Consider the following 22,626-nt stretch of genomic DNA (forward strand, 5'->3'; position numbering starts at 1 on the left):
GCATATAACCATCACCACAACTGATAAAAACCTATTCGTGATCCGGGATTCACTTGCCCTGAGGCTCAAGAAGGTCTATCAACAGACATCATTTTCCAAGGGGTTATTGCAATGACTGACCAGACAAATCGCCAATTCCTGCTCGCCAAACGTCCAGTCGGTGCAGCGACCCGCGATGCATTCACTTTTCAGGAAGTTGCGGTCGTACAACCTAAAGAAGGACAGATCCTTGTCAGGAACGAGTACCTGTCCCTCGACCCGGCCATGCGCGGCTGGATGAACGAAGGCAAGTCCTATATCCCGCCAGTGGCTCTGGGTGAAGTCATGCGCGCACTGGGTGTAGGCAAAGTCATCGCCTCCGCCCACCCCGGCTTTGCCGTCGGTGATTACGTCAATGGCGCCTTGGGGGTTCAGGATTACTTCGTGGGTGAGCCGCGCGGGTTCTACAAAGTAGACCCCGCACTTGCGCCACTGCCTGTGTACTTGTCCGCTTTGGGCATGACCGGCATGACCGCCTACTTCGCCCTGCTCGAAGTAGGCACCCCCAAGGCGGGTGACACCGTGGTGATTTCTGGCGCAGCAGGCGCAGTGGGCAGCATTGCCGGTCAAATCGCCAAGCTTAAAGGCTGCCGCGTAGTGGGCATTGCTGGCGGGAAAGAAAAGTGCGCGTTGCTGACCCAGGAATTGGGCTTTGACGGCGCGATCGACTACAAAAATGAGGATGTTGTCGCGGGGCTTAAACGAGAATGCCCTAAGGGCGTTGATGTGTTTTTCGACAACGTCGGCGGCGATATTCTCGACGCCGTGCTTAGCCGCCTGAACTTCAAGGCTCGTGTCATCATTTGCGGTGCAATTAGCCAGTACAACAACAAGGAGGCCGTGAAAGGCCCGTCTAACTACTTGTCACTGTTGGTCAATCGCGCACGCATGGAAGGCTTTGTAGTGATGGACTATGCCGATCGCTACGTAGCTGCCGGACAGGAAATGGCGGGATGGCTGGCTAAAGGCCAACTAACAAGCAAAGAACATATTGTCGAAGGGCTGGAAAGCTTTCCGGAAAGCCTGATGAAACTGTTTAGCGGGGAAAACTTCGGCAAGCTGGTTTTGAAGCTCTGAGGCGACATGTTGCTGCGGGAGTTGGCTTGCCAACTCCCGCACACTGCTTTAAGCCAGTTCCGCGACCACTGCAGCCAGCGCTTTGGCTGGATCTGCCGCCTGGCTGATTGGACGGCCGATCACCAGGTAATCAGAGCCGGCATCCAGTGCCTGGCGCGGGGTCAGAATACGGCGCTGATCATCCTGAGCACTGCCGGCAGGACGGATCCCCGGGGTCACCAGCTGCAGAGTCGGGTGCGCGGCCTTCAACGCTTGCGCCTCAAGGGCAGAACATACCAGGCCATCCATACCGGCCTTCTCGGCCAGGGCTGCAAGTCGCAACACCTGCTCTTGAGGTTCAATATCCAGGCCTATACCGGCGAGGTCTTCGCGCTCCATGCTGGTCAGTACAGTTACCCCAATCAGCAACGGCTGTGGACCGGTACGCTTGTCGAGCACTTCACGACAAGCAGCCATCATGCGCAAACCGCCAGAACAGTGCACGTTAACCATCCATACGCCCATTTCAGCAGCAGCTTTGACCGCCATTGCCGTGGTGTTGGGGATGTCGTGAAACTTGAGATCCAGGAACACCTCGAAACCCTTGTCACGCAGAGTGCCGACAATTTCCGAAGCGCAGCTGGTGAACAGCTCTTTGCCTACCTTGACGCGGCACAACTTGGGGTCCAACTGATCAGCCAGCTTCAGTGCGGCGTCACGCGTTGGGAAATCCAGGGCGACGATAATAGGAGTCTGGCAGTCGGACATTAGCGGGTTCTCAGGCTGGTCGAAATCGGCGCGCATTGTAGCGGAACCAGCCGCCAACCGGCACCCGATGATCGTAAATTCATGATTTTAGTCATTACCGGGGTAATAACGCGCGCTACCGTATAAGCGGCCTACAATGGAACTAGTACACTCCTACAGACATAAACAGTAATGCACTGCGCAATCCCTGCCCAGTGAAGTTCGAACCAAGGAGAACGCGATGCCGTGGTATGCCTGGTTAATACTTATTGTCGCCATCGGTGCCATCGTGGGTGGTCTGATGACCCTGCGTGACACTGCCAACAAAGTGGAACTCACCGATGAGCAACGCAAGCGCGTAGCCGAACGCAACGCAGAAATGGACGCCAAAGAATCCAAGGACCGATAAACACCTGATTTGGTCAGGAGCTGAATCACAAGGAACGGGTTCCAAAGGCAAAAAGCTACACACCCTTACATGAACATCCAATGCATCGCCTTTGAGCTCAACGCTATGATGGTCCATTGCATAAAGAGACATGTGTCATGCGCTACTCACAAGATCATAAAGCCCAAACCCATCAGCGCATCGTTAAGGAAGCATCAGGCCTGTTCCGTCGAGACGGCATTGGTGCGACGGGCCTGCAGCCACTGATGAAATCCCTGGGCCTCACCCACGGCGGTTTTTATGCTCATTTCTCATCCAAAAACGACTTGGTAGAAAAAGCATTGCAGCACGCTGCTGGCCAGGTTGACGGCATTTGTGCCGAACTGTTCAGCCAGCCACAACCGCTGCACGCATTCATTGATGCATATTTGTCCGAGTGGCACCTGACCTCCCCCCACGAGGGTTGCCCGTTACCAACCATGTCAGCAGAAATGGCACAACAGGGACAGGCTAGCTCGACCACTGACTACGTGATCGATGCAAGGCTCAAACAGATCCAGGCCACACTGCAAGGGCCAGATGCCGAGGACCAAAGCATTGTCATTTTCGCTACTCTGGTCGGAGCACTGGTTCTAGCACGCGGGGCTGAGAGCACGGCCTTAAAGGACAAGATCCTCGACATAACGCGTAGCGCCTTGAAGCAATCAACGCCACACACCTGAATACGTGCGCCACGAATAAAAAAAAAGCCAGTCAATGACTGGCTTTCTTCGCTTAACTGCCCGGGTTACTTGACCGCAACCTTATCCCGATTCTTTTCAAAGATGGCTTTGCCTATCCCTTTGACCTCAAGCAACTCATCGGCTGACGTGAAGTCACCGTTAGCCTCGCGGTAAGCCACGATTGCCTTGGCTTTAACAGCACCAACACCAGAGAGTTCACGTTGAAGCGTCGCCTCATCCGCGGTGTTGAGGTTGATCGTCACCACTTGCGCATCTGATGCAACTTGCGCAGCGACAACCGGCTCAGGTGCCTCTACCGACGGGGCAGCATGAATCACGCTCGAAAAACCCACCATCAAAGCCAAAAAAATCGAAGAGATAAAAGCGATACGCATAAGTGACACTCCATTACATCGTTAAGTGGAATACAGCTCTCCTGAGCTGTATTCCAAACGTAGGCGATGGGGGTCGAGTGTCAAAAATCAGTGCATTGCAGAGTATGTAGTCAGGAAAACTCGCTGCGACGCTGCTGATGGATCCAGTCCACGATTTCACCCTCGGGCGCATAACCACTGACGGTCTCACGCAACAACTGGCGTACCCGGACATAGTCATCCACATCAACAGCATCAAGCAGTTGAGACAAACGCTCTTTCAACTCATCCCAAGGCAACATGTCCTCATTCGCGCACATGATCATTGGATGACGAGTTGCGACTACGTTGTCACCAATCAGTAACTCTTCGTAAAGCTTTTCGCCAGGCCGCAAGCCAGTGAACTCGATTTCTATGTCGCCATGCAGGTTTTTATCAGAGCGAACACTCAAACCGGAGAGGTGAATCATCTTTTCGGCCAACTCGACAATGCGCACCGGCTCACCCATGTCCAGGACAAAGACATCGCCACCTTGCCCCATCGAGCCGGCCTGAATGACCAACTGCGCGGCCTCAGGGATAGTCATGAAATAGCGGGTAATCTTGGGGTGAGTGACTGTCAGCGGACCACCGGCCTTGATCTGCTTATGGAAAAGCGGAATCACAGACCCGGAAGAGCCCAGTACATTGCCGAAACGAACCATAGTGAATCGGGTCTTGTTAACCCGTGACACATTAGCGGCATCGTCAAATAGCACAGGCGCAATTTCGCGACTGAGTGCCTGCAACGTCATCTCGGCCAAGCGCTTGGTGCTACCCATCACATTGGTCGGCCGCACAGCCTTGTCAGTTGAAATCAGTACAAAATTCGCGACACCGGACTGCAGAGCCGCCTGGGCGGTATTGAGCGTGCCCATGACGTTATTGAGTACACCTTCGGCGATATTGTGCTCAACCATGGGCACATGCTTATAAGCCGCTGCGTGATAGACCGTATCGACATGCCAGGTCTTCATCACATCCAGTAATTTATGGGGGTTACGCACCGAACCCAAAATCGGTAGCACCTTCACCGAAAGGGACTCGCGACCAACCCGCTGCTCCAGCTCGCCATAAATACTGTAAAGATTAAATTCGCTATGCTCGTACAGCAGCAAAGTAGTCGGTCTAAGAGCCAGAATCTGGCGACACAGCTCCGAGCCGATGGAACCACCTGCCCCGGTCACCAGGACACACTGATCTTTAATGCAGTGTTCCAGCAGCTCACCCTGGGCCGGAACCGGATCACGCCCCAGCAAATCGGCTATGTCCACTTCCTGAATGTCATCAACCTTGACCCGGCCACTGGCCAGATCCATAAAGCCAGGAACACTGCGAACATGCAGCGGAAAGCCCTCAAGCAAACTCAGGATCTCACGACGCCGACCGCGGGACGATGAAGGAACCGCCAACAGCACTTCCTGGGCTCCCGTACGATCAATCATCTGCTGAATGTGCTCGGGTTTGAATACCTGCAAGCCGGAGATGATGCGACCAGCAATCCCCTCATCATCATCTATGAACGCCACAGGCCGCATGGCCCGCCCCATTCGCAACGCTGCAACCAGCTGATTACCGGCTGCACCGGCACCGTAAATGGCTACGCGCGTCAGGCCATCGTCGCGACTGGTGAAGGGGACGTGCTGAGCAGCAGAGAACCAGTCCCCCAGGAAGTATTGCCGCATGGCCAGGCGCAAACCACCGAGCATTACCAGGCTCAGCCACCAATAATTAAATATGATCGAGCGCGGGACGACATTGACGGGAGTGCTGTACCAGTACATCACCACGGCCAAAACCAGGGAAGAAAGGCTGACGGCCTTGATAATTGCGATCAAGGCATCGTTGCCAAAATACCGCATAACAGCGCGATACATGCCAAAGCGAATAAAAAAGGGGATGGCAACAATTGGGGCTGCTACAAATAGCCAAAAGTGCAATTTGATGAGGTTGATCATGTCGTCGATGCCTAGGCGCACCACGAACGCCAACCAAAGTGCAGCCCAGACCAGCACAACATCAGTCGCAACCTGTATCAGCCTTTTTTGCCGCCGAGGAAGTTGGAGTAACCATTGGCGAAGCATTTCAATGTCCTTTTCAAAAGTAGCGAGCAACACGTTCAATGCTCAAGCGTTTCATACCCTAAAACTCAAACAGCTGAATTTTCTGTGTACCCGCATGGAAGTGCAGAAAGCGCGCACTGCTTAATTCTCACGCTGACCTGCTTTGAAGCGCAAAGCCACAAGAGTGAGCGGCGCGTAGGCTATCAACAAGCCGGTAAAACCATCCACTTTGCCTAAAGTAACGAGGGCTGCAATCGGTAACAACCAAACCAGATTTATAGCCGTTACTGACCAACTGACTACAGAATGACTACGATACTGTCGAGACGCAAACTGATAAGCATGGCTGCGGTGAGCTTCGTACACCTTGTCACCTTTGAAAAGCCGGACAAGCAAGGTACACGTCGCGTCGACTATAAATACTCCAAGTAAAATCAGCCATCCCCAGAACAGTACCGGGTTGACCCACGCAGCTTGTAAAGACAGGAAACCTAACGTAATACCTAAGAAACCACTGCCTGCGTCCCCCATGAAAATACGAGCAGGGGGGAAATTCCAATACAGAAAACCCGCAACTGCGAGCGCCAGTGTAATCGGCCCCCATACGAAGCTGGAGTGTGCGCAGAGAACGTAGAGTAGTGCTCCCCCTAAACACACAAAAATTGCCTGCATACTGGCAAGCCCGTCGATGCCATCCATAAAGTTATATAGATTCAGCATCCAGACCAGATAGACACATCCCAACAAGTAGCCTGCCCAACCGAAATCGACGGCAATACCGAAAAAATAAATTTCCGGTAACCCCTTGAGCAGATACATACCCAGGATCGCAGCCGTAAAATGCCCCAACAAACGCCACCGCGCGGGTATGTGGCCATGATCGTCAAGAAAGCCGACTACTGCCACCAAAGCACCCGGAATAACGATCCCCCAGGTGACGTTCCATGCTACTAATCCCGTCAAGGCTAGAAAGAGCGCGCCAAGGAGATATGAAAAGACAATAGCTACACCTCCACCTCTTGGTGTGGGTAGCACATGAGAACTTCGAGCATTGGGAATATCAATCAAGCTATTTGACAGCGCATACCGTCGTAACCCGGCAGTACCTATCAGAGAGCTCAGCAAAACCAATGGTAAAAACCAGTACAAATTCAACATTAGTGACGTCCCAGGAATTCTTTGGCGGTTCTGTTCAAGGCATCATCTATAGAGACCGGCGGTGACCAACCGAGAAGTGTCTGGGCTTTCTGAATATCAACTTGCAAAGAGCCGCAAAGCCTTTGTGACAACGAACGACGACCCGCAATAATTGCGCAGGCAGTCAATAACCCGGCGGGTATTGGAAGCAAGCGACTTTGGACACCAAGCGCAAAGGCCGTCTTCTTCAGCAGCTCTGTCGTCGACAGATCAACACCATCGCTAGCCAGAAAAGTCTCACCCGCCGCTTTCGGGTGGTTAAGGCAAACAGTAATCAAACTGACAAGGTTATCAATAGAGACTAGGCTGCGTTTGTTATGAATGGCCCCAAAAGGTAGGGGAACACCTTTCTTAAGCCAGCCCATCATATTTCGAAAGTTTGCTTTGACTCCCGGGCCATACACCAAAGTAGGCCGTATGATTACGACTTCCATCCCGGTTTCAGCTGAAATACGTCGCAGAGCTTCCTCCGCCTCGTGCTTGGAAACACCGTAGGGATCAACAGGCGCAGGTACATCATCAGCGACAAAAGGGCGACGGCCGTCTGTACACTCACCATTAACTTTGACGGAGCTGATGAAAACAAAACGCCTGACTCCTGCATCTGCAGCCTGCTGGGCCAGGCGAACAGTACCAGCGACATTAACTTTTCGGAATTCGGCTAACGCATCCGCTGCCACTTCATTCATCACGTGAACCCGTGCGGCAGCATGTACGACTACCGCACAACCCATTAAAGCTTCGCGCCAGTCAGTTGTAGACGATAACTCCGAAATACAAAAAGTGTGTTTCTCGTTAGATAAATTCGGTGCTTTCGATCGTACCACTGAAATGGATACATAACGCAGATCATTATCCAGGGTCTTGACCAGTGCAGAGCCTACAAAGCCCGTAGCTCCAGTGATCAGAACACGCAGAGGGGCGGGACTGGTATCAATAGTCAATTAAAAAACCTCTTGTATTCTTTCATCAACAGTTCAGAACTTGTTTTCGATCCAAAATCGCGAATTGCACGATCTTGTGCAGCAACGCCCATGGTAGAAAGCAGGTTGAGGTCATTCAACGCACAAAGAATACCCTCTTTAAGGGATTCCGAATCTCTCACAGGGACTAAAATTCCTGTTTTGCCATTTACTATAGCATCTGACAAACCATAAATATCACTGCCTATGGCCGGTGTCCCCATCGCCGCCGCTTCAATTACTACAGTCCCGAAGCCTTCACGATAGCTGGGTAAACAAAGCAAGTCTGCAAGAGCCATGTACTTTTCCGGTTCGCTGGAAAAACCGACCGTTCTGATATTGTCACGGACTAAAGCTTCATCGATTTGATTAACGACATTTTCTCCGACAGACTCAAAGGGCCCAACGAGGACAAGAAATACATTACGATTATCTTTAACTATATCACTGAATGCCGAGAGCAGTTCACCAATACCCTTATCAGGCGTAATGCGCCCAACAAACAACAATATTTTTCCAGCCTCGGGGATATTTAAATCATCTCTAAGAACACGCAACTCATCAACGCCATACCGGCATGGGTCGAACCGTTTCAGATCAATACCCGCCAAGGAGCCCGCGCCAATGACTGATATTTTATCAGCGCTGATTATTCCGCTAGATATCAAAAAATCTCTCTGACTTGAACTGTCTGCATAGCAATGTGTGTTCAAGCGAGCAATGATCTTGTCACAGAATATCAATACGGATCGTTTGATCCCGGTTGTGGTCACCCACGGTTGCCCGGTAAAGGTATGGAGTCTCACAGGTGTTTTTGCGAAATAACCTGCTATTGCACTAAGCAGCCCAGCTTTTGGCGTTGTCGAATGAACAATATCAAATTTTAATTTTTTGAAAACACGATACAACGCAATCAGACTGAAAAAATCTTTGGATGGGCTGATCGCTCGCTCAATGTTAACCGGGACATAGGTGAAATTTTTATTTGACGCCAACTTATCGCTCATTTCGTCACGACTGGTAATAACGGTCACCCGCATACCTGACGAACTCAACGCCTCTATCTGTGCTTTCAATTGAGTCAGTACAAAAAATGGGACCGTTGACACACGAGCAATATTTAATTTGTCAATCTGCACCTTTACTCTCCCTCTTTAACTCGACAACGACAGCTATCTCGAACGCTAGTGCGCTACTGTTTCGGTCTGATTTTTTTTATCTGACGCATAAAAATATAGCGCAAATGCAAATATTGACATTACCTGCAGACCTTTAAAGTTCACTATAATAAAAACGCAAAAAAGCGCGAAAGCAAATGCTTTTACGTCATAACTTCCAGGGTAACTACGAGAGCAAATAACACCTGCAAGCCCGAAAACATTCAACGCTACAAAAACAAAAATCGAGCCCAACCCAGAATAAAATAGCAGCCTCAAATACCCGACATCTGTACCCATATAGAACATCAGTTCCGATGAAGTCGAGTCGAAATATTTGCCCACGCCAAACAGATAGACCTTGAGATTATCTGGAAGGACATACATATCCGCCAACGCGTTGACACTATCACTATGTAATACCCCTCGATTCAGAAAGTTTCTAAAGATCTCAGCAGACTCATAAATCGGGCCATCGCTGACAATCATACTTAATATAAACATAGTGAGCATCGATATAAACAGGCATAGCTTAACTAGAACCCCGCGTTTCAATACGCCTAATATTGCATATGGGACAATAGCACTTCGGGCTACGGCCATTGACACTGGTAGCATGAGTACAAGCAGCAATGTCTTCGTAAACGAGGCCTTGGTAATGAGCAGATAGTAAAAGGCGGCAATAATAAGTGTCAGGGCTCCATCAACATGGTACAGCCCAAAACCTAATGCTCTTAGACCATATATGTGTTGGAATACATCGGCCGATCGTGGAGATATGAAACCGAGGAGAACCAGGTAAAAATCCAAACTCACCATCGAGACACATATGACCAATACCTGAACCAGCAACCATATAAGCAATGCAGCATCATTTTCCTTAAGCACTGAGTACACCACGTACCCAAAGAAAATATTCAATAATATTTTAAATGACACGACCACATGAAAAAAAACATCCTGCGTCGTACCATCGCCCATTAAACATGCAGCCACCCCTCCAAACAGCCAGCAACTGAACAACCCAATAAATACCAAAAAAAATTTAAAATTCGTTGCTTGAAACTGTAAAAAACGACGCAGGTAAAATGGCACAAGAAATAACGCCATGGGTAACTCAGTCGCATAAATACGCGGATACCCTATAATTACAAGTAGCACGAAAGCAGATAACAAAATTGAACTATACTTTGAGCGTATACCAGAGACAACCAAGCCAACATCATGTGTTTTCAATATTTTTACCTTATCCTTTCCTTTGGACCGACCTTCATTCTAACCTTGAAGGTTTCAATAAAACTCGATGGCCTGAAGCAGGCAATGTTCTTAATAAAGAAGTGCACACCATTCAGCGGAGTCGTACGCACAGATCTGTACATTGCCAAAGCCGTAACCAAAAAATTAGCATACAAGTCCACCTGCAAATCTTTGTTACTATTAAAGTATTCGTAAAGATCCGAAAAATACAGATTATAGGCTTTTATTTTCCCCTTCCGACTTGAAAGATACGATGAGCCCTGGACATTACACCTGTACTTAACATATGCCTTATTTAGAAATACACCTCTGCCTCCTTCCATCAACGAATCCATAGCAAAAAACCACTCCATAAATTCCCGATCTATTACGGCCTTACGAGAAGAGCGTCGATAAGCATATGAACCATGCACCGCAATAGTCCCCCATCGTGCTAACTCAGAGGCGCTAAAAAACAACAACTCATCAATCGACGGGTCAGGAAATTGGGTTTCCGAACAATACAGCCCATCATCAGAAAAATAAATTGCTTTGTGCATTACTAAATTGACATCAGGATAGTCAGCAAAAACATCAAACTGCTTCTGAAGCTTACCAGGCAACATGATATCGTCACCATCGAAGTGAAAAACTATATCACCTTTGACCATTCCATGGAGGCCATGATAGTTAGCCGCAGCACCAACGTTTTTTGTTCTTAACACAAGACTGATTCTAGAATCATTAACCAGATGATAGCCTTGCAACACCTGCTGCGTACCGTCTGTTGAGCAATCATCCGATATAATTAACTCATACGGAAAGTTTACCTCTTGAGATAGAATGCTATCTAGGCACTCAACGATATAATCTTTCTGATTATAACAAGACACCACCACACTGACTAACTGCACTTTTTACCACCCGAATAACAATTCAAATATATAAAAAAACCAATCATGGATACAAAAAAATAAACCATATTCATTATTATATGAGCTATAAAAACTCCTTTTAAAGCCATGCCCTGCCCCAGGAAAATACTGCATAACGTCATAAACAACACCCCTTGTACCACCTCGGAAAACAAATATATTTTCAACGAAGACTTGGCAATCACAACAAAGCCAACAACATAAGCCGACACTCTAAAGAAATCCCCAATGAGTTGATACTGTATCAAATCCCCTAGATCAGAAAAGTCGCGAGACAGTAACAATGGAATCAACATCGCCCGGAACAAATAAAGCACTAATGCACCTACAAAAAAAACAGCCATTACTACTATTACAAATCGAACAACTGTAGATGATAATTCTTTATTCCCCTCCTGCTTCACTATAAGCGGCATAAAGTAAACAGCCAAGAACACCGTGAAAAAACCCATGTATGCGCTGGATAACTTTATAGAACCTTGCCAAAGACCTGCCACATCCAGCCCTGAACTGTTTATCAACTGCCCCCTCACTATGATTTCAACCAAAGGAACACTAATTGCCCCTACGCAGGCCATCAAGGTATACACCGATAGCCTCACCGTATTAGTTCGCAACAAGCTGAATCTAAGAGATCTTTTAAAAAAAACTGATTTCTTATAAAAATAATAAGCTGGCAATGCATAAGACAAATAGAACAGCACGACAGACAGGGCAGCCCCTACAAAAAGAAAATTTGATACTAGCACCCAAGCTATGGGAAGCACCGATACATTCCCCACGACCTGAATAAGTGCATAACTTCTAGTATCCATCAACCCATTAGCAACTCCCGTCACAAGGTTTGTAAACCCAAACCCCATCTGAGCAAGAGCCAATACAATAATTAACCAATATTTTGAAGAATCATCAAATATATAAAACGCTATCTTTTCAGAAAACACACACCCGATAACTACTATAACAAAACTAAAAACAAACGAATATATCTTCACCGAGGACACAAATATTAACAGCTCTTTTTTATTCGCCCTGAGTGCAGCTACATATTTAATCACCCCATTTACAACCCCCCCTCCTGCAAGCAACGAGAGAATTGTCACAACACTCATAAAATTACCAATCTGCCCCATACCCCCGGGCCCTAGATACACCGCAATCAATTTTAACAGTAAAAAACCACCACCGATTTTTGATAACTGAGCAGCCGTTGTAAGTGCAGCTCCGTAAAGTATATTCCGCCCAGCAATACTGGTCACGTGCTCAATCCTTTGTACAAGAGGTTTCAGTCACAGCAGTCCGAACACAGCCAATAACATGTTGCACTTCTGCTAAAGTCATACCAAACCAGACAGGCAATCTTATTAACCTCTCACTGTCTTTCGTCGTATAAATATCAGCACCATTAAAACGACCTAACTCTTTGCCCGCTGGGGATGAGTGCAATGGAACATAATGAAACACCGCACCAATTTTGGCAGCACTCAAACGATTGAGCACATCACTTCGCGTCTTGATATCGGGTAGTTTCAGATAAAACATATGTGCATTGCCAACACAAGACTCAGGGATAGACGGAAGCGCAATGAATGCGGGCGCGAGATCTTTTAAACCTTCAAAATAAGTTTTCCAAATTAAGTTTCTGGCGGAACTTATTTCATCTACTCGCCCAAGCTGGCCATATAAATATGCGGCTTGAAGCTCTCCTGGTAAATAGCTGCTACCTATATCAACCCATGTATATTTATCAATCACCCCTCTAAAGAACTGACTTCTATTAGTACCTTTTTCTCTTATAATTTCTGCACGACTGACAAACTGTTTGTCATTGATAATTAAGAGACCACCTTCTCCCCCACTGGTATAGTTCTTGGTTTCATGAAAACTATAGGCCGCCATATGGCCTATAGAGCCCAATGGCCTTCCTTTGTAATACGACAGCATGCCTTGGGCAGCATCTTCTATGACAAAGATATTTTTTCGTTTAGCCAGATCCATTATCGTATCCATCTCACAGGACACACCCGCATAATGAACCACTACAATCGCTACGGTCTTATCTGTGATGGCTGCTTCAATAAGCTCTTCATTGATATTCATAGTATCAGGGCGGATATCTACAAATACTATTTTTGCCCCCCTCAACACAAATGCATTAGCAGTGCTTACAAATGTGAAACTCGGCATTATGACTTCATCGCCTTCTTTCACATCCAGCAAAATTGCTGCCATCTCCAAAGCCTGTGTACACGATGGAGTAAGAAGGGCTTTCGCACATGACAGTTTATTTTCAAACCACGCCTGGCATTTAAGCGTAAACTCTCCATCCCCTGACATTTTATGACTGCGCATGGCAGCCATCACGTATTGATCTTCATTACCCGTGTACGGCGGTTTATTGAATGGAATCATTATTCTTGCTCTTTTAAGAATTCAGTTTCTAACAGGACAAGGTCTCTTTCCCTTTCCTTGATGGGCTGGGACGCCTACGTATATACCCCATGGTTCAGTACTTTAAGTAACTAACATCATGGCACCAATTGAACATCCTTCGAACAAAGTGACACTGGAAAAAAGCGAAATTCGCACCCAGTATTACATGGCGCTGAAGATTGACTGCAGAAAAAATTTATTTTTGTACTTTGTCCGCACTGAGAAATTGGTCAATGTTTCGCCTGTGTAATTATCCGACAGAGTGAAAACCTTTACACCATAAGCGACTCTACAAAAACCCCCAAAGACGATGCCTGGCACCTCTCCTGTTACCAGGCACGCAACGGTAATATGATTGTACTTTTCGATGAAAATATTGCCTGAAATTACAAAAAATCATCGATCCGAGAATATGGCATTATAACTCCACAAAATATGATACAAATACGTCCTAAGTCACATTACCTCAATATCTGACAACATTGGTGCTGCCCGATCTTTATTGCTGATTATATACCCATCCAATTTAGGCCACTTGACGCCTATTGCTGGATCATTCCAGAGCAGGCTATTCTCCGAGTCTCTATTGTAAAATCTAGTGGTTTTATAACTAAAGTGGGTACCATCTTCCAATGCAAGAAAGCCATGTGCAAAACCGGCAGGGATCCACAACATTTTTTTATTTATTGCGCTTAACTCAGTACCGAACCACTGGCCAAATGTGGACGAATCCAGTCTGATATCCACCACCACATCAAAAGCAGCACCTTGAGCTACGCTCACAAGCTTGCCTTGTGCAAAAGGTTCTGATTGGTAGTGTAATCCTCGAATCACTCCCTTTTTAGAGCACGACTGATTATCTTGAACAAAAGTGCTTGGAATCGGTTGACCTAAACTATGTAAGCCTTCTTCAAATCGCTGTTGATTGAAACTTTCCATGAACCAGCCACGCTCATCTTCATAAACAACCGGTTCAATAATCACTACCCCTGGGAGTTCTGCAGAAGAAAATTTCATGGCGCAACTCTTTCAAATGACAACAACTTGGCAAGGTATTGCCCATATCCTGTCTTTTTCAACTTTTCAGCCTGCGCACCCAAGATTTCAGGTGTAATCCAGCCACTGTTATAAGCAATCTCCTCCAAGCAAGCCACTTTCAAACCCTGACGCTGCTCGATGGTGTGCACAAAATGACTGGCCTCCAGCAGAGACTCATGAGTACCGGTATCCAGCCATGCAAAACCACGCCCCAGCATTTCAACCGTCAACGTGTTTTGCTTAAGATAAGCGCGATTGACATCGGTAATTTCAAGCTCACCTCGCGAAGATGGCTTGATGTTTTTTGCAATTTCGACAACCTGATTGTCGTAGAAATATAACCCCGTCACGGCGTAGTTTGATTTTGGCTTCGTAGGCTTTTCTTCAATGCTTAACGCACGGCCTGTGTCATCAAACTCAACGACACCAAAACGCTCCGGGTCCGAAACATGGTAGCCAAAAACCGTGGCGCCCTTTTCTTGGGACATGGCTGCACGCAGGTTCCCAGAAAAATTCTGACCATAAAAAATATTGTCACCGAGGATCAGGCAAACCGGATCTTTACCAATAAATTCTTCACCAATGATAAAGGCTTGCGCCAATCCATCGGGGCTAGGCTGTTCCGCGTAGCTCAACTCAATACCGTACTGTCTACCGTCACCCAGCAATTTTTTGAAACACGGTAGGTCTTCGGGCGTTGAGATAATCAGTATTTCTTGCATACCCGCCAGCATCAGAACTGACAGCGGATAGAAGATCATTGGTTTGTCGTAGATTGGCAGCATCTGCTTTGACACACCCAACGTAAGTGGATGCAGGCGCGTACCTGAACCGCCAGCGAGGATGATGCCTTTACGTTTGAGGGAGGTCATGGTTAAAGCACTTCCTTAACTTGTGGAGTGCATCGCCTGTAACTTGGGCAGGCGATGGCTTAATTCTGTCTGAAACAAACACGCTACCGCCCCAGGATTCATCGTCAATTTCCTGAGAACGCGCTTTGTTGTCTTTGCCCCGGCTGTGACCAAGGTTTTACTCAATGATTGCTAATACTCGCCAACGGCAAACTGATTTGTTGCTGCCGGTTCATTAAGTTGATAAGCAAAATAACTCGTTCTTCGCCGTCCATAGTCATGAATATGGACTCAATACCTGCAAAGCCTTGATCAAGGATGGTGACTTTTTCACCGGGCTTGAACGCGGTGATGATGTGACTCTCTGCACGGTCTTGTAGTTGGGATACTAACTCATGACTGACTGCAAGGGGACGACCGCCAAAGGCCACAACGCGTGCTACGCCGCGTGTAGAACGCAACGGAGCCCAGTTGGCACCTTGAGGCATGTGGATAAAAAGATAGCCAGGAAAGAGAGACTCCTGAACGTGCTGCATCTGGCCGCGCAGCAACCGCTCGCGGCGGCAGGCTGGACGTGAGCACTTATAGCCCTGGCGCAGAAGGTTCTCCTCTGCCCGCTCGTCCTGTCTTGGCTTGCATTGCACCAGATACCAGTCGCCGGACCGGGATGCAACCGGGTCCTGGGTTGCTGCGCTGCTTGTCATGTGCATGGGTGACTCATTAATAGGTTCTTCCGTGTTTACCATCGTGCAGCGCCTGTGCCAATGGCACCAGTTGAGTTCTGATCATCGCTACGAGGTTAAACCGCAGCAGGGCCAATAGCCCAAACATAACCTAAACAAAGTTGCGCACAGCTTGCTGATCCGCATGGCCAGAGCAATGCCTAAAATACAAACGCCTGCGCGAATGATACAGCGCTCCCTCTCCATTTCAACAAAACCACCTCGCAGGCCGTATTTTTGTATCACCGCGACAGGTATTCCATGTGCCCAAAAGCCTGGATAGAGCACATTGTTACCCAGCATTGCCCTGAGGGAATTGACTATGCGACCACTGGCGTACAACCGGACGAGCGCACGGCAACCTGTGTTTACGCCCTTTTAAAAGGAGAGTTAGCGCCCCCCCACACAAACCAGCGGACACAGGGAGACCGGAATGCCCGTCGATTCCAGGGCAATGTATGATACTAATCATATGAATTGGTTAGAGGACCAGGAAGGGGAAGCACCTTGCACGCCTAACGTAAGCTCCGATTGATAAATCGGTTTACTCTGATTTTCAGGCGGGAATACCGCAGATACTTGTCTGAAAATAGGGAGCCGACCGCTATACAGTTACAACATGCAGAACTACAGTCGTAACCTTTATCCTGAATAAAATACAACTTTGACAAGATGAGCAACCTCACCTAATCAGACAATACCCCAATGAAACATGAGCACTGCAGATCGAAACCGAAAGAAGCCTCATAACAAAAATGAAATATCGAACAACAAAAACCCCTTGAATAGACTCGAGATTATGGATTTTTTGCATCCTACGTAAATATCAATGAGCGCACGAGTACGCGCCAAGCACTGAGAGTCGAGCACTCTGCCAGATCCACTAAGCAATGCAAGCTAGCAACTTGTAGGAAATATCCCAAATTACAAGCCCAGCTTGATTGCGGCGCTTACTTTTCGGATATCACTCGACGCACAAAAGCCTCTCACACTATCCATATGAGAGACCTGGAAAGGCAGCCTTAAGACTCGACCAACAGCTTACGCTTCAATCTGGCAGCTTTGCGTTTGTAGGCCACAAAACCCATTGCAGGCCCGATAGCCATACCAACCAGTAAAGCACCGATAAAGAACAGCGATTGCGGAAGTTGCGCAGTGTGCCAACCCAAAAATACCAGTGCTGTGGGCTGCTGGTTTTCGAGGATAAAAATCACTATCCCGAAAATGACAATCAGGGCAAACACCACTAACACTGCACGCTTGACGCTACGCATCGGCAACTCCTGTTCCACGAAGGATTAAATGTCGTCTTCCTCATCTTCATTTACTCGATCCCGTAGCTCTTTGCCGGGCTTGAAATGAGGAACAAATTTTCCATCCAGACTGACTGACTGACCAGTCTTGGGATTGCGGCCAACTCGAGGGGCTCGGTAATGCAACGAGAAGCTGCCAAAACCGCGGATCTCAATCCGATCACCAGTCGCCAGGCATTGGGACATTTGCTCAAGCATAGTCTTGATGGCCAACTCTACATCCTTGGATGAGAGCAGCCCTTGATGGGTGACAATTCGTTCGATCAACTCCGACTTCGTCATATTTTTCCCTTCTTTTTCAAGCAGCTAGATCAGCGCTTCAAAGGTTTTAGCATGATCGATAGATTTTGAACAGCCCAGGGATTGACTTATCTTTGCAAAGTTTGTCGCCCCCCCAAACTCCCATCAGGCCAAGTAATAACCTTAGCCCACTGCAACCACCTCCCAAGCCCTCACACAGCTCGCTCGACATAAACCCCCGCCCTTCCCAAGCCAAATCATAAGCGACCTGCAAACACGCCTACACAAGAACTCATGGTCGGAAGCTATCCTGGCTATCAAATCTCAGGCACAAAAAAGGGCGACCTAAGTCGCCCTTTTTTATGGTCAATCAGAACTTAGTTCTGTTTTTCCATTTGTGCACGCAGCAGGTCGCCCAAAGTGGTCGGACCAGCAGCGATCTCAGAGGTAGCTGGCTTGTCGCGCAGGCTCTGGATTGCTTCCTTCTCGTCTTCAACGTCTTTCGACTTGATGGACAGTTGGATTACGCGGCTTTTGCGATCAACGCTGATGATCTTGGCTTCTACTTCTTCGCCTTCTTTCAGAACGTTACGTGCATCTTCGATGCGGTCACGGCTGATTTCGGATGCTTTCAGAGTAGCTTCGATATCGTTGGCCAGAGTGATGATGGCGCCTTTAGCGTCAACTTCTTTCACGATGCCCTTAACGATTGCGCCTTTGTCGTTCTCTTGTACGTACTCGGAGAACGGATCGCTTTCCAGCTGCTTGATACCCAGGGAGATACGCTCACGCTCTGGATCAACAGACAGGATAACGGTGTCAAGCTCGTCGCCTTTCTTGAAACGACGTACGGCTTCTTCGCCAACTTCGTTCCAGGAAATGTCGGACAGGTGAACCAGGCCGTCGATGCCGCCGTCCAGACCAATGAAGATACCGAAATCGGTGATCGACTTGATGGTGCCGGAGATTTTATCGCCCTTGTTGAACTGGCCAGAGAAATCTTCCCATGGGTTAGATTTGCACTGCTTGATGCCCAGGGAGATACGACGACGCTCTTCGTCGATGTCCAGAACCATAACTTCCACTTCGTCGCCGACTTGTACGACTTTCGAAGGGTGGATGTTTTTGTTGGTCCAGTCCATTTCGGAAACGTGTACCAGACCTTCAACGCCTTCTTCCAGCTCAGCGAAGCAGCCGTAGTCGGTCAGATTGGTTACACGAGCGGTAACGCGAGTGCTTTCTGGGTAACGGGCTTTGATAGCAACCCATGGATCTTCGCCCAGTTGCTTCAGGCCCAGGGAAACACGATTGCGTTCGCGATCGTACTTCAGAACCTTGACATCGATCTCGTCGCCAACGTTGACGATTTCGGAAGGATGCTTGATACGCTTCCAAGCCATGTCGGTAATGTGCAGCAGGCCATCGACGCCACCCAGATCGACGAATGCGCCGTAATCGGTGAGGTTTTTGACGATACCTTTGACTTGCTGGCCTTCTTGCAGGGATTCCAGCAGAGCTTCACGCTCAGCCGAGTTCTCTGCTTCAAGAACGCTGCGACGCGAAACAACAACGTTGTTGCGCTTCTGGTCAAGTTTGATGACCTTGAATTCCAGCTCTTTGCCTTCCAGGTGCGTGGTGTCGCGCACTGGACGAACGTCAACCAGAGAACCTGGCAGGAACGCACGGATGCCGTTAACGTCGACAGTGAAGCCGCCTTTAACCTTACCGTTGATAACGCCCTTGACCACTTCTTCTGCTGCGAAGGCTGCTTCCAGAACGATCCAGCATTCAGCGCGCTTGGCTTTTTCACGGGACAGCTTGGTTTCGCCAAAGCCGTCTTCGACCGCGTCCAGCGCAACGTGAACTTCATCACCGATGTTGATGTTCAGTTCGCCAGCGTCGTTGTGGAACTGCTCCAGCGGGATGAGGCCTTCCGACTTCAAACCAGCGTGAACGGTAACCCAACCAGCTTGGTAATCGATATCAACGATGATAGCGGTGATGATCGAGCCAGCCTGAAGATTCAGGGTTTTTAGGCTTTCTTCAAAGAGTTCTGCAAAGCTTTCGCTCATTTTAATTCCTGTTGATCAAGGGCGAAGGAATACGCCCATCTGCCACATTCCAGACAATGTGGGTTACGTTTATATAAAAGAAGGCATGCAGGACTATTTCTGGTCTCCTGCACGCTTTCTTGGTCATCAGGCAATATCGCGAAGTGCGATTTCACTCATGATGCGTTCCAGCACCTGCTCGATGGATAACTCCGTAGAGTCCAGCTGTATGGCATCAGCCGCCGGCTTAAGCGGGGCTATTGCACGCTGCGTATCACGCTCATCGCGGGCACGAATCTCATCTAGCAGACCCGAGAGACTAACATCATCGCCCTTTGCCTTCAACTGCAAGTAACGGCGACGGGCCCTCTCTTCAGCGCTGGCCGTCAGAAAAACCTTCAACGGGGCATCAGGAAATACCACCGTACCCATGTCACGACCATCGGCAACCAGGCCTGGCAACTCCTGAAATGCACGCTGACGCTGCAACAAAGCATCACGAACAGCCGGCAAAGCCGCGACTTTGGAGGCTCCAGCTGCCACAGCCTCACTGCGGATAGCGTGAGTTACGTCGTCGCCTTCGAGAATGATGCGAGCGGGCTTGCCGTCGGTCGCCCCGACGAACTGCACATCAAGATGTGCAGCCAGTTTCTCCAGTAGCGCCTCGTTATCGAGGGCAACACCGTGATTGCCCGCAGCAAAAGCCAGCAAGCGGTACAAGGCACCGGAGTCCAGCAAATTCCACCCCAGGCGCTTGGCCAGGATCCCGGCAACGGTACCTTTACCGGAACCACTAGGACCATCGATGGTAATAACCGGTGCCGAAATCACGAGTTCGCCTCTTGAGCAACACGCATGCCCACCTGCTTGCACAGCGCAAGGAAGTTCGGGAATGAGGTCGCCACGTTGGCGCAATCGTGAATACGGATTGGAGCGGTTGCACGCAACGAAGCCACGCTGAAGGCCATCGCAATACGGTGATCGCCATGCCCATGAACCTCACCGCCACCGATAGTACCGCCATCAATGATGATGCCATCCGGTGTCGGCTCGCACTTCACACCCAGCGCCAGCAAACCGTCCGCCATCACCTGAATCCGGTCAGACTCCTTGACGCGCAACTCTTCTGCCCCACGCAGGATCGTACGACCTTCGGCAACAGCCGCCGCCACGAACAGTACCGGGAACTCATCAATCGCCAGCGGCACCAGCTCTTCAGGAATCTCGATTCCCTTCAGCTTTGCGGCACGTACACGCAGATCAGCTACCGGCTCGCCACCCACTTCACGCTGATTCTCAAGGGTGATATCCGCACCCATAAGACGCAAAATGTCGATTACGCCAGTACGGGTAGGGTTGATCCCCACATGCTCCAGCAGCAGATCAGAGCCTTCTGCGATTGAAGCGGCAACCAGGAAGAACGCTGACGAAGAAATATCGCCAGGGACTTCAATATGCGTCGCAGTCAGCTTGTGACCCGACTCAACCGAAGCCGTAGGACCATTAACAGTTACGGGGTAGCCGAAACCCTGCAGCATGCGCTCGGTGTGATCGCGAGTCGGAGCCGGCTCGGTGACCGACGTCTTGCCTTCTGCATACAAGCCCGCCAGCAACAGGCAAGACTTAACCTGAGCACTGGCCATCGGCAAGGTGTAGTTCATGCCTTTAAGAGCGTGGCCACCGCGAATGGTCATCGGCGGACGACCTTCTGCAGCGGTCTCGATCACGGCGCCCATTTCGCGCAATGGATTAGCCACACGATTCATCGGACGCTTGGTCAGCGAAGCGTCGCCGGTCAGGGTCGTATCGAAGGTTTGCGCGGCCAGCAGGCCAGACAAAAGACGCATCGAAGTACCCGAGTTACCCAGATAAATTGGGCCAGGCGGAGCTTTCAAGCCATGCAGGCCAACACCATGAATGGTCACACGACCATGGTGAGGACCTTCGATGACCACACCCATGTCACGGAATGCCTGCAACGTTGCCAGGGCATCTTCACCCTCAAGGAAACCTTCCACCTCAGTCGTGCCTTCGGCCAGTGAGCCGAGCATGATCGAGCGGTGAGAAATGGATTTGTCGCCTGGTACGCGGATCCGGCCAGTAACTTGACCACCAGGATTTGCCAAAAAAATCAGATCGTTGGAATTCATAGCGTCCACATATGCCCGGCGGGCCAGGATTTTACTGAAATGCTCGCGGGCAACCCGGGCGCGCGTAAAGACGCCCAGCAATTGATGCCCATCCCCTGCATCGACCGCGTCGCGCAAAGCGTCGAGATCACTGCGAAATGTATCCAATGTGCGCAGCACTGCCTCGCGATTCGCGAGAAAAATGTCATGCCACATTACCGGGTCGCTACCCGCGATTCTTGTGAAATCACGAAAGCCACCCGCTGCGTAACGGAAGATATCCAGATTCTCGTTGCGCTTGGCAAGAGAGTCCACCAGCCCGAAGGCCAGCAGATGAGGCAAATGGCTGGTTGCAGCCAAAACCTCGTCATGACGCTCGACCTGCATATGCTCGACGTCCGCACCCAGGGCGCGCCACATCCCATCGACCAGATCCAGAGCGTCAGCATCGGTTTGCGCCACTGGCGTCAAAATAACTTTGTGACGCTCAAACAGGCTGGCGTTCGAGGCCTCGACACCGCTCTGTTCAGAACCGGCAATCGGGTGACCCGGGACGAAACGGGCGGGCATACCGCCAAAGGCATGGGCTGCAGCGCGCACGACATTGCCTTTGGCACTGCCAACATCAGTGATCACCGCCTGCCCAAGATCCATGCCCGCCAAAAGGCCAAGCATTTTCTCCATGGCCAGAATCGGCACCGCCAACTGAATCACGTCAGCGCCCGCACAAGCGGTTGCCAGATCAGCCTCACAGCGGTCGACCACCCCCAACTCCACAGCCATTGCACAGGACTTGGGGTCGAGATCAACACCAACCACTTCGCCGCACAGCCCGCTCTCGCGCATACCCTTGGCGAAAGAGCCGCCAATCAGCCCCAAACCGACAACAACCAAACGACCCAAAACAGGCTTTACCAATTGCACAGACATTACA

Annotated in this window: 21 protein-coding genes; 3 read left to right on the plus strand and 18 right to left on the minus strand. The window is 49.4% G+C overall.

Features of this window, described 5'->3' with window-relative positions:
* Positions 1-111 precede the first annotated feature (111 nt).
* Positions 112-1,116 carry an NADP-dependent oxidoreductase gene (locus AACY07_RS06875; protein WP_339474090.1) on the plus strand — a complete coding sequence of 335 codons (1,005 nt, stop codon included), beginning with the start codon at positions 112-114 and terminating at the stop codon, positions 1,114-1,116.
* Between the two features lie 48 nt (positions 1,117-1,164).
* Here the strand turns inward: AACY07_RS06875 and pyrF are convergent, their stop codons facing one another.
* Positions 1,165-1,863, minus strand: a complete 699-nt coding sequence (pyrF, locus tag AACY07_RS06880) for an orotidine-5'-phosphate decarboxylase (protein ID WP_326399106.1) — start codon at positions 1,861-1,863, stop codon at positions 1,165-1,167.
* 220 nt (positions 1,864-2,083) lie between these two features.
* On the opposite strand from pyrF, the gene AACY07_RS06885 reads away from it, so the two are divergent.
* Together AACY07_RS06885 and AACY07_RS06890 are read left to right on the plus strand one after the other, a co-directional pair.
* Positions 2,084-2,251 (plus strand): DUF2897 family protein, encoded by a 168-nt coding sequence (locus AACY07_RS06885; protein WP_019826736.1) that lies wholly within the window; start codon positions 2,084-2,086, stop codon positions 2,249-2,251.
* 137 nt (positions 2,252-2,388) lie between these two features.
* Positions 2,389-2,952, plus strand: a complete 564-nt coding sequence (locus AACY07_RS06890) for a TetR/AcrR family transcriptional regulator (protein ID WP_133077121.1) — start codon at positions 2,389-2,391, stop codon at positions 2,950-2,952.
* A 65-nt stretch (positions 2,953-3,017) separates the two neighbouring features.
* On the opposite strand, the gene AACY07_RS06895 is transcribed toward AACY07_RS06890, so the two are convergent.
* The 17 genes from AACY07_RS06895 to AACY07_RS06975 all read right to left on the minus strand — a co-directional run bounded on the left by AACY07_RS06895 (position 3,018) and on the right by AACY07_RS06975 (position 22,622).
* Positions 3,018-3,347 (minus strand): ComEA family DNA-binding protein, encoded by a 330-nt coding sequence (locus tag AACY07_RS06895; protein ID WP_339474091.1) that lies wholly within the window; start codon positions 3,345-3,347, stop codon positions 3,018-3,020.
* A gap of 110 nt (positions 3,348-3,457) precedes the next feature.
* The gene (locus AACY07_RS06900; RefSeq protein WP_339474093.1) at positions 3,458-5,449 is read right to left on the minus strand and encodes a polysaccharide biosynthesis protein; all 1,992 of its coding nucleotides are present in this window, start codon (positions 5,447-5,449) and stop codon (positions 3,458-3,460) included.
* A gap of 120 nt (positions 5,450-5,569) precedes the next feature.
* Positions 5,570-6,586, minus strand: a complete 1,017-nt coding sequence (locus AACY07_RS06905) for an MraY family glycosyltransferase (protein ID WP_339474095.1) — start codon at positions 6,584-6,586, stop codon at positions 5,570-5,572.
* Positions 6,586-7,569, minus strand: a complete 984-nt coding sequence (locus AACY07_RS06910) for an NAD-dependent epimerase/dehydratase family protein (RefSeq protein WP_339474097.1) — start codon at positions 7,567-7,569, stop codon at positions 6,586-6,588. Before AACY07_RS06910 ends, AACY07_RS06905 begins: the two co-directional genes overlap by 1 nt.
* Complete coding sequence (locus AACY07_RS06915; protein ID WP_339474099.1) at positions 7,566-8,726, minus strand: glycosyltransferase family 4 protein; 1,161 nt, start codon at positions 8,724-8,726, stop codon at positions 7,566-7,568. The genes AACY07_RS06910 and AACY07_RS06915 overlap by 4 nt, the downstream gene beginning before the upstream one ends.
* 45 nt (positions 8,727-8,771) lie before the next feature.
* Entirely contained in the window at positions 8,772-9,980 is a 1,209-nt protein-coding gene (locus AACY07_RS06920; protein WP_339474101.1) for a hypothetical protein, read from the minus strand.
* A 5-nt stretch (positions 9,981-9,985) separates the two neighbouring features.
* Positions 9,986-10,894, minus strand: coding sequence for a glycosyltransferase (locus tag AACY07_RS06925; protein WP_339474103.1), 909 nt, complete (start codon positions 10,892-10,894; stop codon positions 9,986-9,988).
* Positions 10,885-12,174 carry an O-antigen translocase gene (locus AACY07_RS06930; RefSeq protein ID WP_339474105.1) on the minus strand — a complete coding sequence of 430 codons (1,290 nt, stop codon included), beginning with the start codon at positions 12,172-12,174 and terminating at the stop codon, positions 10,885-10,887. Before AACY07_RS06930 ends, AACY07_RS06925 begins: the two co-directional genes overlap by 10 nt.
* 4 nt (positions 12,175-12,178) lie before the next feature.
* Complete coding sequence (rffA, locus tag AACY07_RS06935; protein WP_339474107.1) at positions 12,179-13,327, minus strand: dTDP-4-amino-4,6-dideoxygalactose transaminase; 1,149 nt, start codon at positions 13,325-13,327, stop codon at positions 12,179-12,181.
* A gap of 477 nt (positions 13,328-13,804) precedes the next feature.
* Positions 13,805-14,365: a dTDP-4-dehydrorhamnose 3,5-epimerase gene (rfbC, locus tag AACY07_RS06940; RefSeq protein WP_339474109.1), complete on the minus strand. Its 561-nt coding sequence runs from the start codon at positions 14,363-14,365 to the stop codon at positions 13,805-13,807.
* Positions 14,362-15,258 (minus strand): glucose-1-phosphate thymidylyltransferase RfbA, encoded by an 897-nt coding sequence (gene rfbA / locus AACY07_RS06945; protein ID WP_339474110.1) that lies wholly within the window; start codon positions 15,256-15,258, stop codon positions 14,362-14,364. Before rfbA ends, rfbC begins: the two co-directional genes overlap by 4 nt.
* A gap of 161 nt (positions 15,259-15,419) precedes the next feature.
* Positions 15,420-15,941 carry a transcription/translation regulatory transformer protein RfaH gene (rfaH, locus tag AACY07_RS06950; protein ID WP_445261363.1) on the minus strand — a complete coding sequence of 174 codons (522 nt, stop codon included), beginning with the start codon at positions 15,939-15,941 and terminating at the stop codon, positions 15,420-15,422.
* Positions 15,942-16,981: 1,040 nt separating this feature from the next.
* Complete coding sequence (locus AACY07_RS06955) at positions 16,982-17,233, minus strand: LapA family protein (RefSeq protein WP_219261541.1); 252 nt, start codon at positions 17,231-17,233, stop codon at positions 16,982-16,984.
* A 24-nt stretch (positions 17,234-17,257) separates the two neighbouring features.
* Positions 17,258-17,554 (minus strand): integration host factor subunit beta, encoded by a 297-nt coding sequence (gene ihfB / locus AACY07_RS06960; RefSeq protein ID WP_003447108.1) that lies wholly within the window; start codon positions 17,552-17,554, stop codon positions 17,258-17,260.
* A 335-nt stretch (positions 17,555-17,889) separates the two neighbouring features.
* Positions 17,890-19,584 (minus strand): 30S ribosomal protein S1, encoded by a 1,695-nt coding sequence (gene rpsA / locus AACY07_RS06965; protein WP_019826775.1) that lies wholly within the window; start codon positions 19,582-19,584, stop codon positions 17,890-17,892.
* 126 nt (positions 19,585-19,710) lie between these two features.
* Positions 19,711-20,394, minus strand: a complete 684-nt coding sequence (cmk, locus tag AACY07_RS06970) for a (d)CMP kinase (protein WP_445261359.1) — start codon at positions 20,392-20,394, stop codon at positions 19,711-19,713.
* Positions 20,391-22,622 carry a bifunctional prephenate dehydrogenase/3-phosphoshikimate 1-carboxyvinyltransferase gene (locus AACY07_RS06975; protein WP_339474114.1) on the minus strand — a complete coding sequence of 744 codons (2,232 nt, stop codon included), beginning with the start codon at positions 22,620-22,622 and terminating at the stop codon, positions 20,391-20,393. The genes cmk and AACY07_RS06975 overlap by 4 nt, the downstream gene beginning before the upstream one ends.
* Between the last annotated feature and the right edge of the window lie 4 nt (positions 22,623-22,626).

Source organism: Pseudomonas sp. RL_5y_Pfl2_69, assembly GCF_963970465.1.
In the GTDB taxonomy this organism is placed as follows: Bacteria; Pseudomonadota; Gammaproteobacteria; order Pseudomonadales; family Pseudomonadaceae; genus Aquipseudomonas.

Coding starts and splice junctions, on each gene's coding strand:
- pyrF (WP_326399106.1), bottom strand. CDS start 1,863: ATGTCCGACTGCCAGACTCCTATTATCGTCGCCCTGGATTTCCCAACG.
- AACY07_RS06905 (WP_339474095.1), bottom strand. CDS start 6,586: ATGTTGAATTTGTACTGGTTTTTACCATTGGTTTTGCTGAGCTCTCTG.
- AACY07_RS06975 (WP_339474114.1), bottom strand. CDS start 22,622: ATGTCTGTGCAATTGGTAAAGCCTGTTTTGGGTCGTTTGGTTGTTGTC.
- AACY07_RS06890 (WP_133077121.1), top strand. CDS start 2,389: ATGCGCTACTCACAAGATCATAAAGCCCAAACCCATCAGCGCATCGTT.
- AACY07_RS06895 (WP_339474091.1), bottom strand. CDS start 3,347: ATGCGTATCGCTTTTATCTCTTCGATTTTTTTGGCTTTGATGGTGGGT.
- ihfB (WP_003447108.1), bottom strand. CDS start 17,554: ATGACGAAGTCGGAGTTGATCGAACGAATTGTCACCCATCAAGGGCTG.
- AACY07_RS06885 (WP_019826736.1), top strand. CDS start 2,084: ATGCCGTGGTATGCCTGGTTAATACTTATTGTCGCCATCGGTGCCATC.
- rfbC (WP_339474109.1), bottom strand. CDS start 14,365: ATGAAATTTTCTTCTGCAGAACTCCCAGGGGTAGTGATTATTGAACCG.
- AACY07_RS06875 (WP_339474090.1), top strand. CDS start 112: ATGACTGACCAGACAAATCGCCAATTCCTGCTCGCCAAACGTCCAGTC.
- rfbA (WP_339474110.1), bottom strand. CDS start 15,258: ATGACCTCCCTCAAACGTAAAGGCATCATCCTCGCTGGCGGTTCAGGT.
- AACY07_RS06955 (WP_219261541.1), bottom strand. CDS start 17,233: ATGCGTAGCGTCAAGCGTGCAGTGTTAGTGGTGTTTGCCCTGATTGTC.
- rffA (WP_339474107.1), bottom strand. CDS start 13,327: ATGATTCCATTCAATAAACCGCCGTACACGGGTAATGAAGATCAATAC.
- rpsA (WP_019826775.1), bottom strand. CDS start 19,584: ATGAGCGAAAGCTTTGCAGAACTCTTTGAAGAAAGCCTAAAAACCCTG.
- rfaH (WP_445261363.1), bottom strand. CDS start 15,941: ATGACAAGCAGCGCAGCAACCCAGGACCCGGTTGCATCCCGGTCCGGC.
- AACY07_RS06900 (WP_339474093.1), bottom strand. CDS start 5,449: ATGCTTCGCCAATGGTTACTCCAACTTCCTCGGCGGCAAAAAAGGCTG.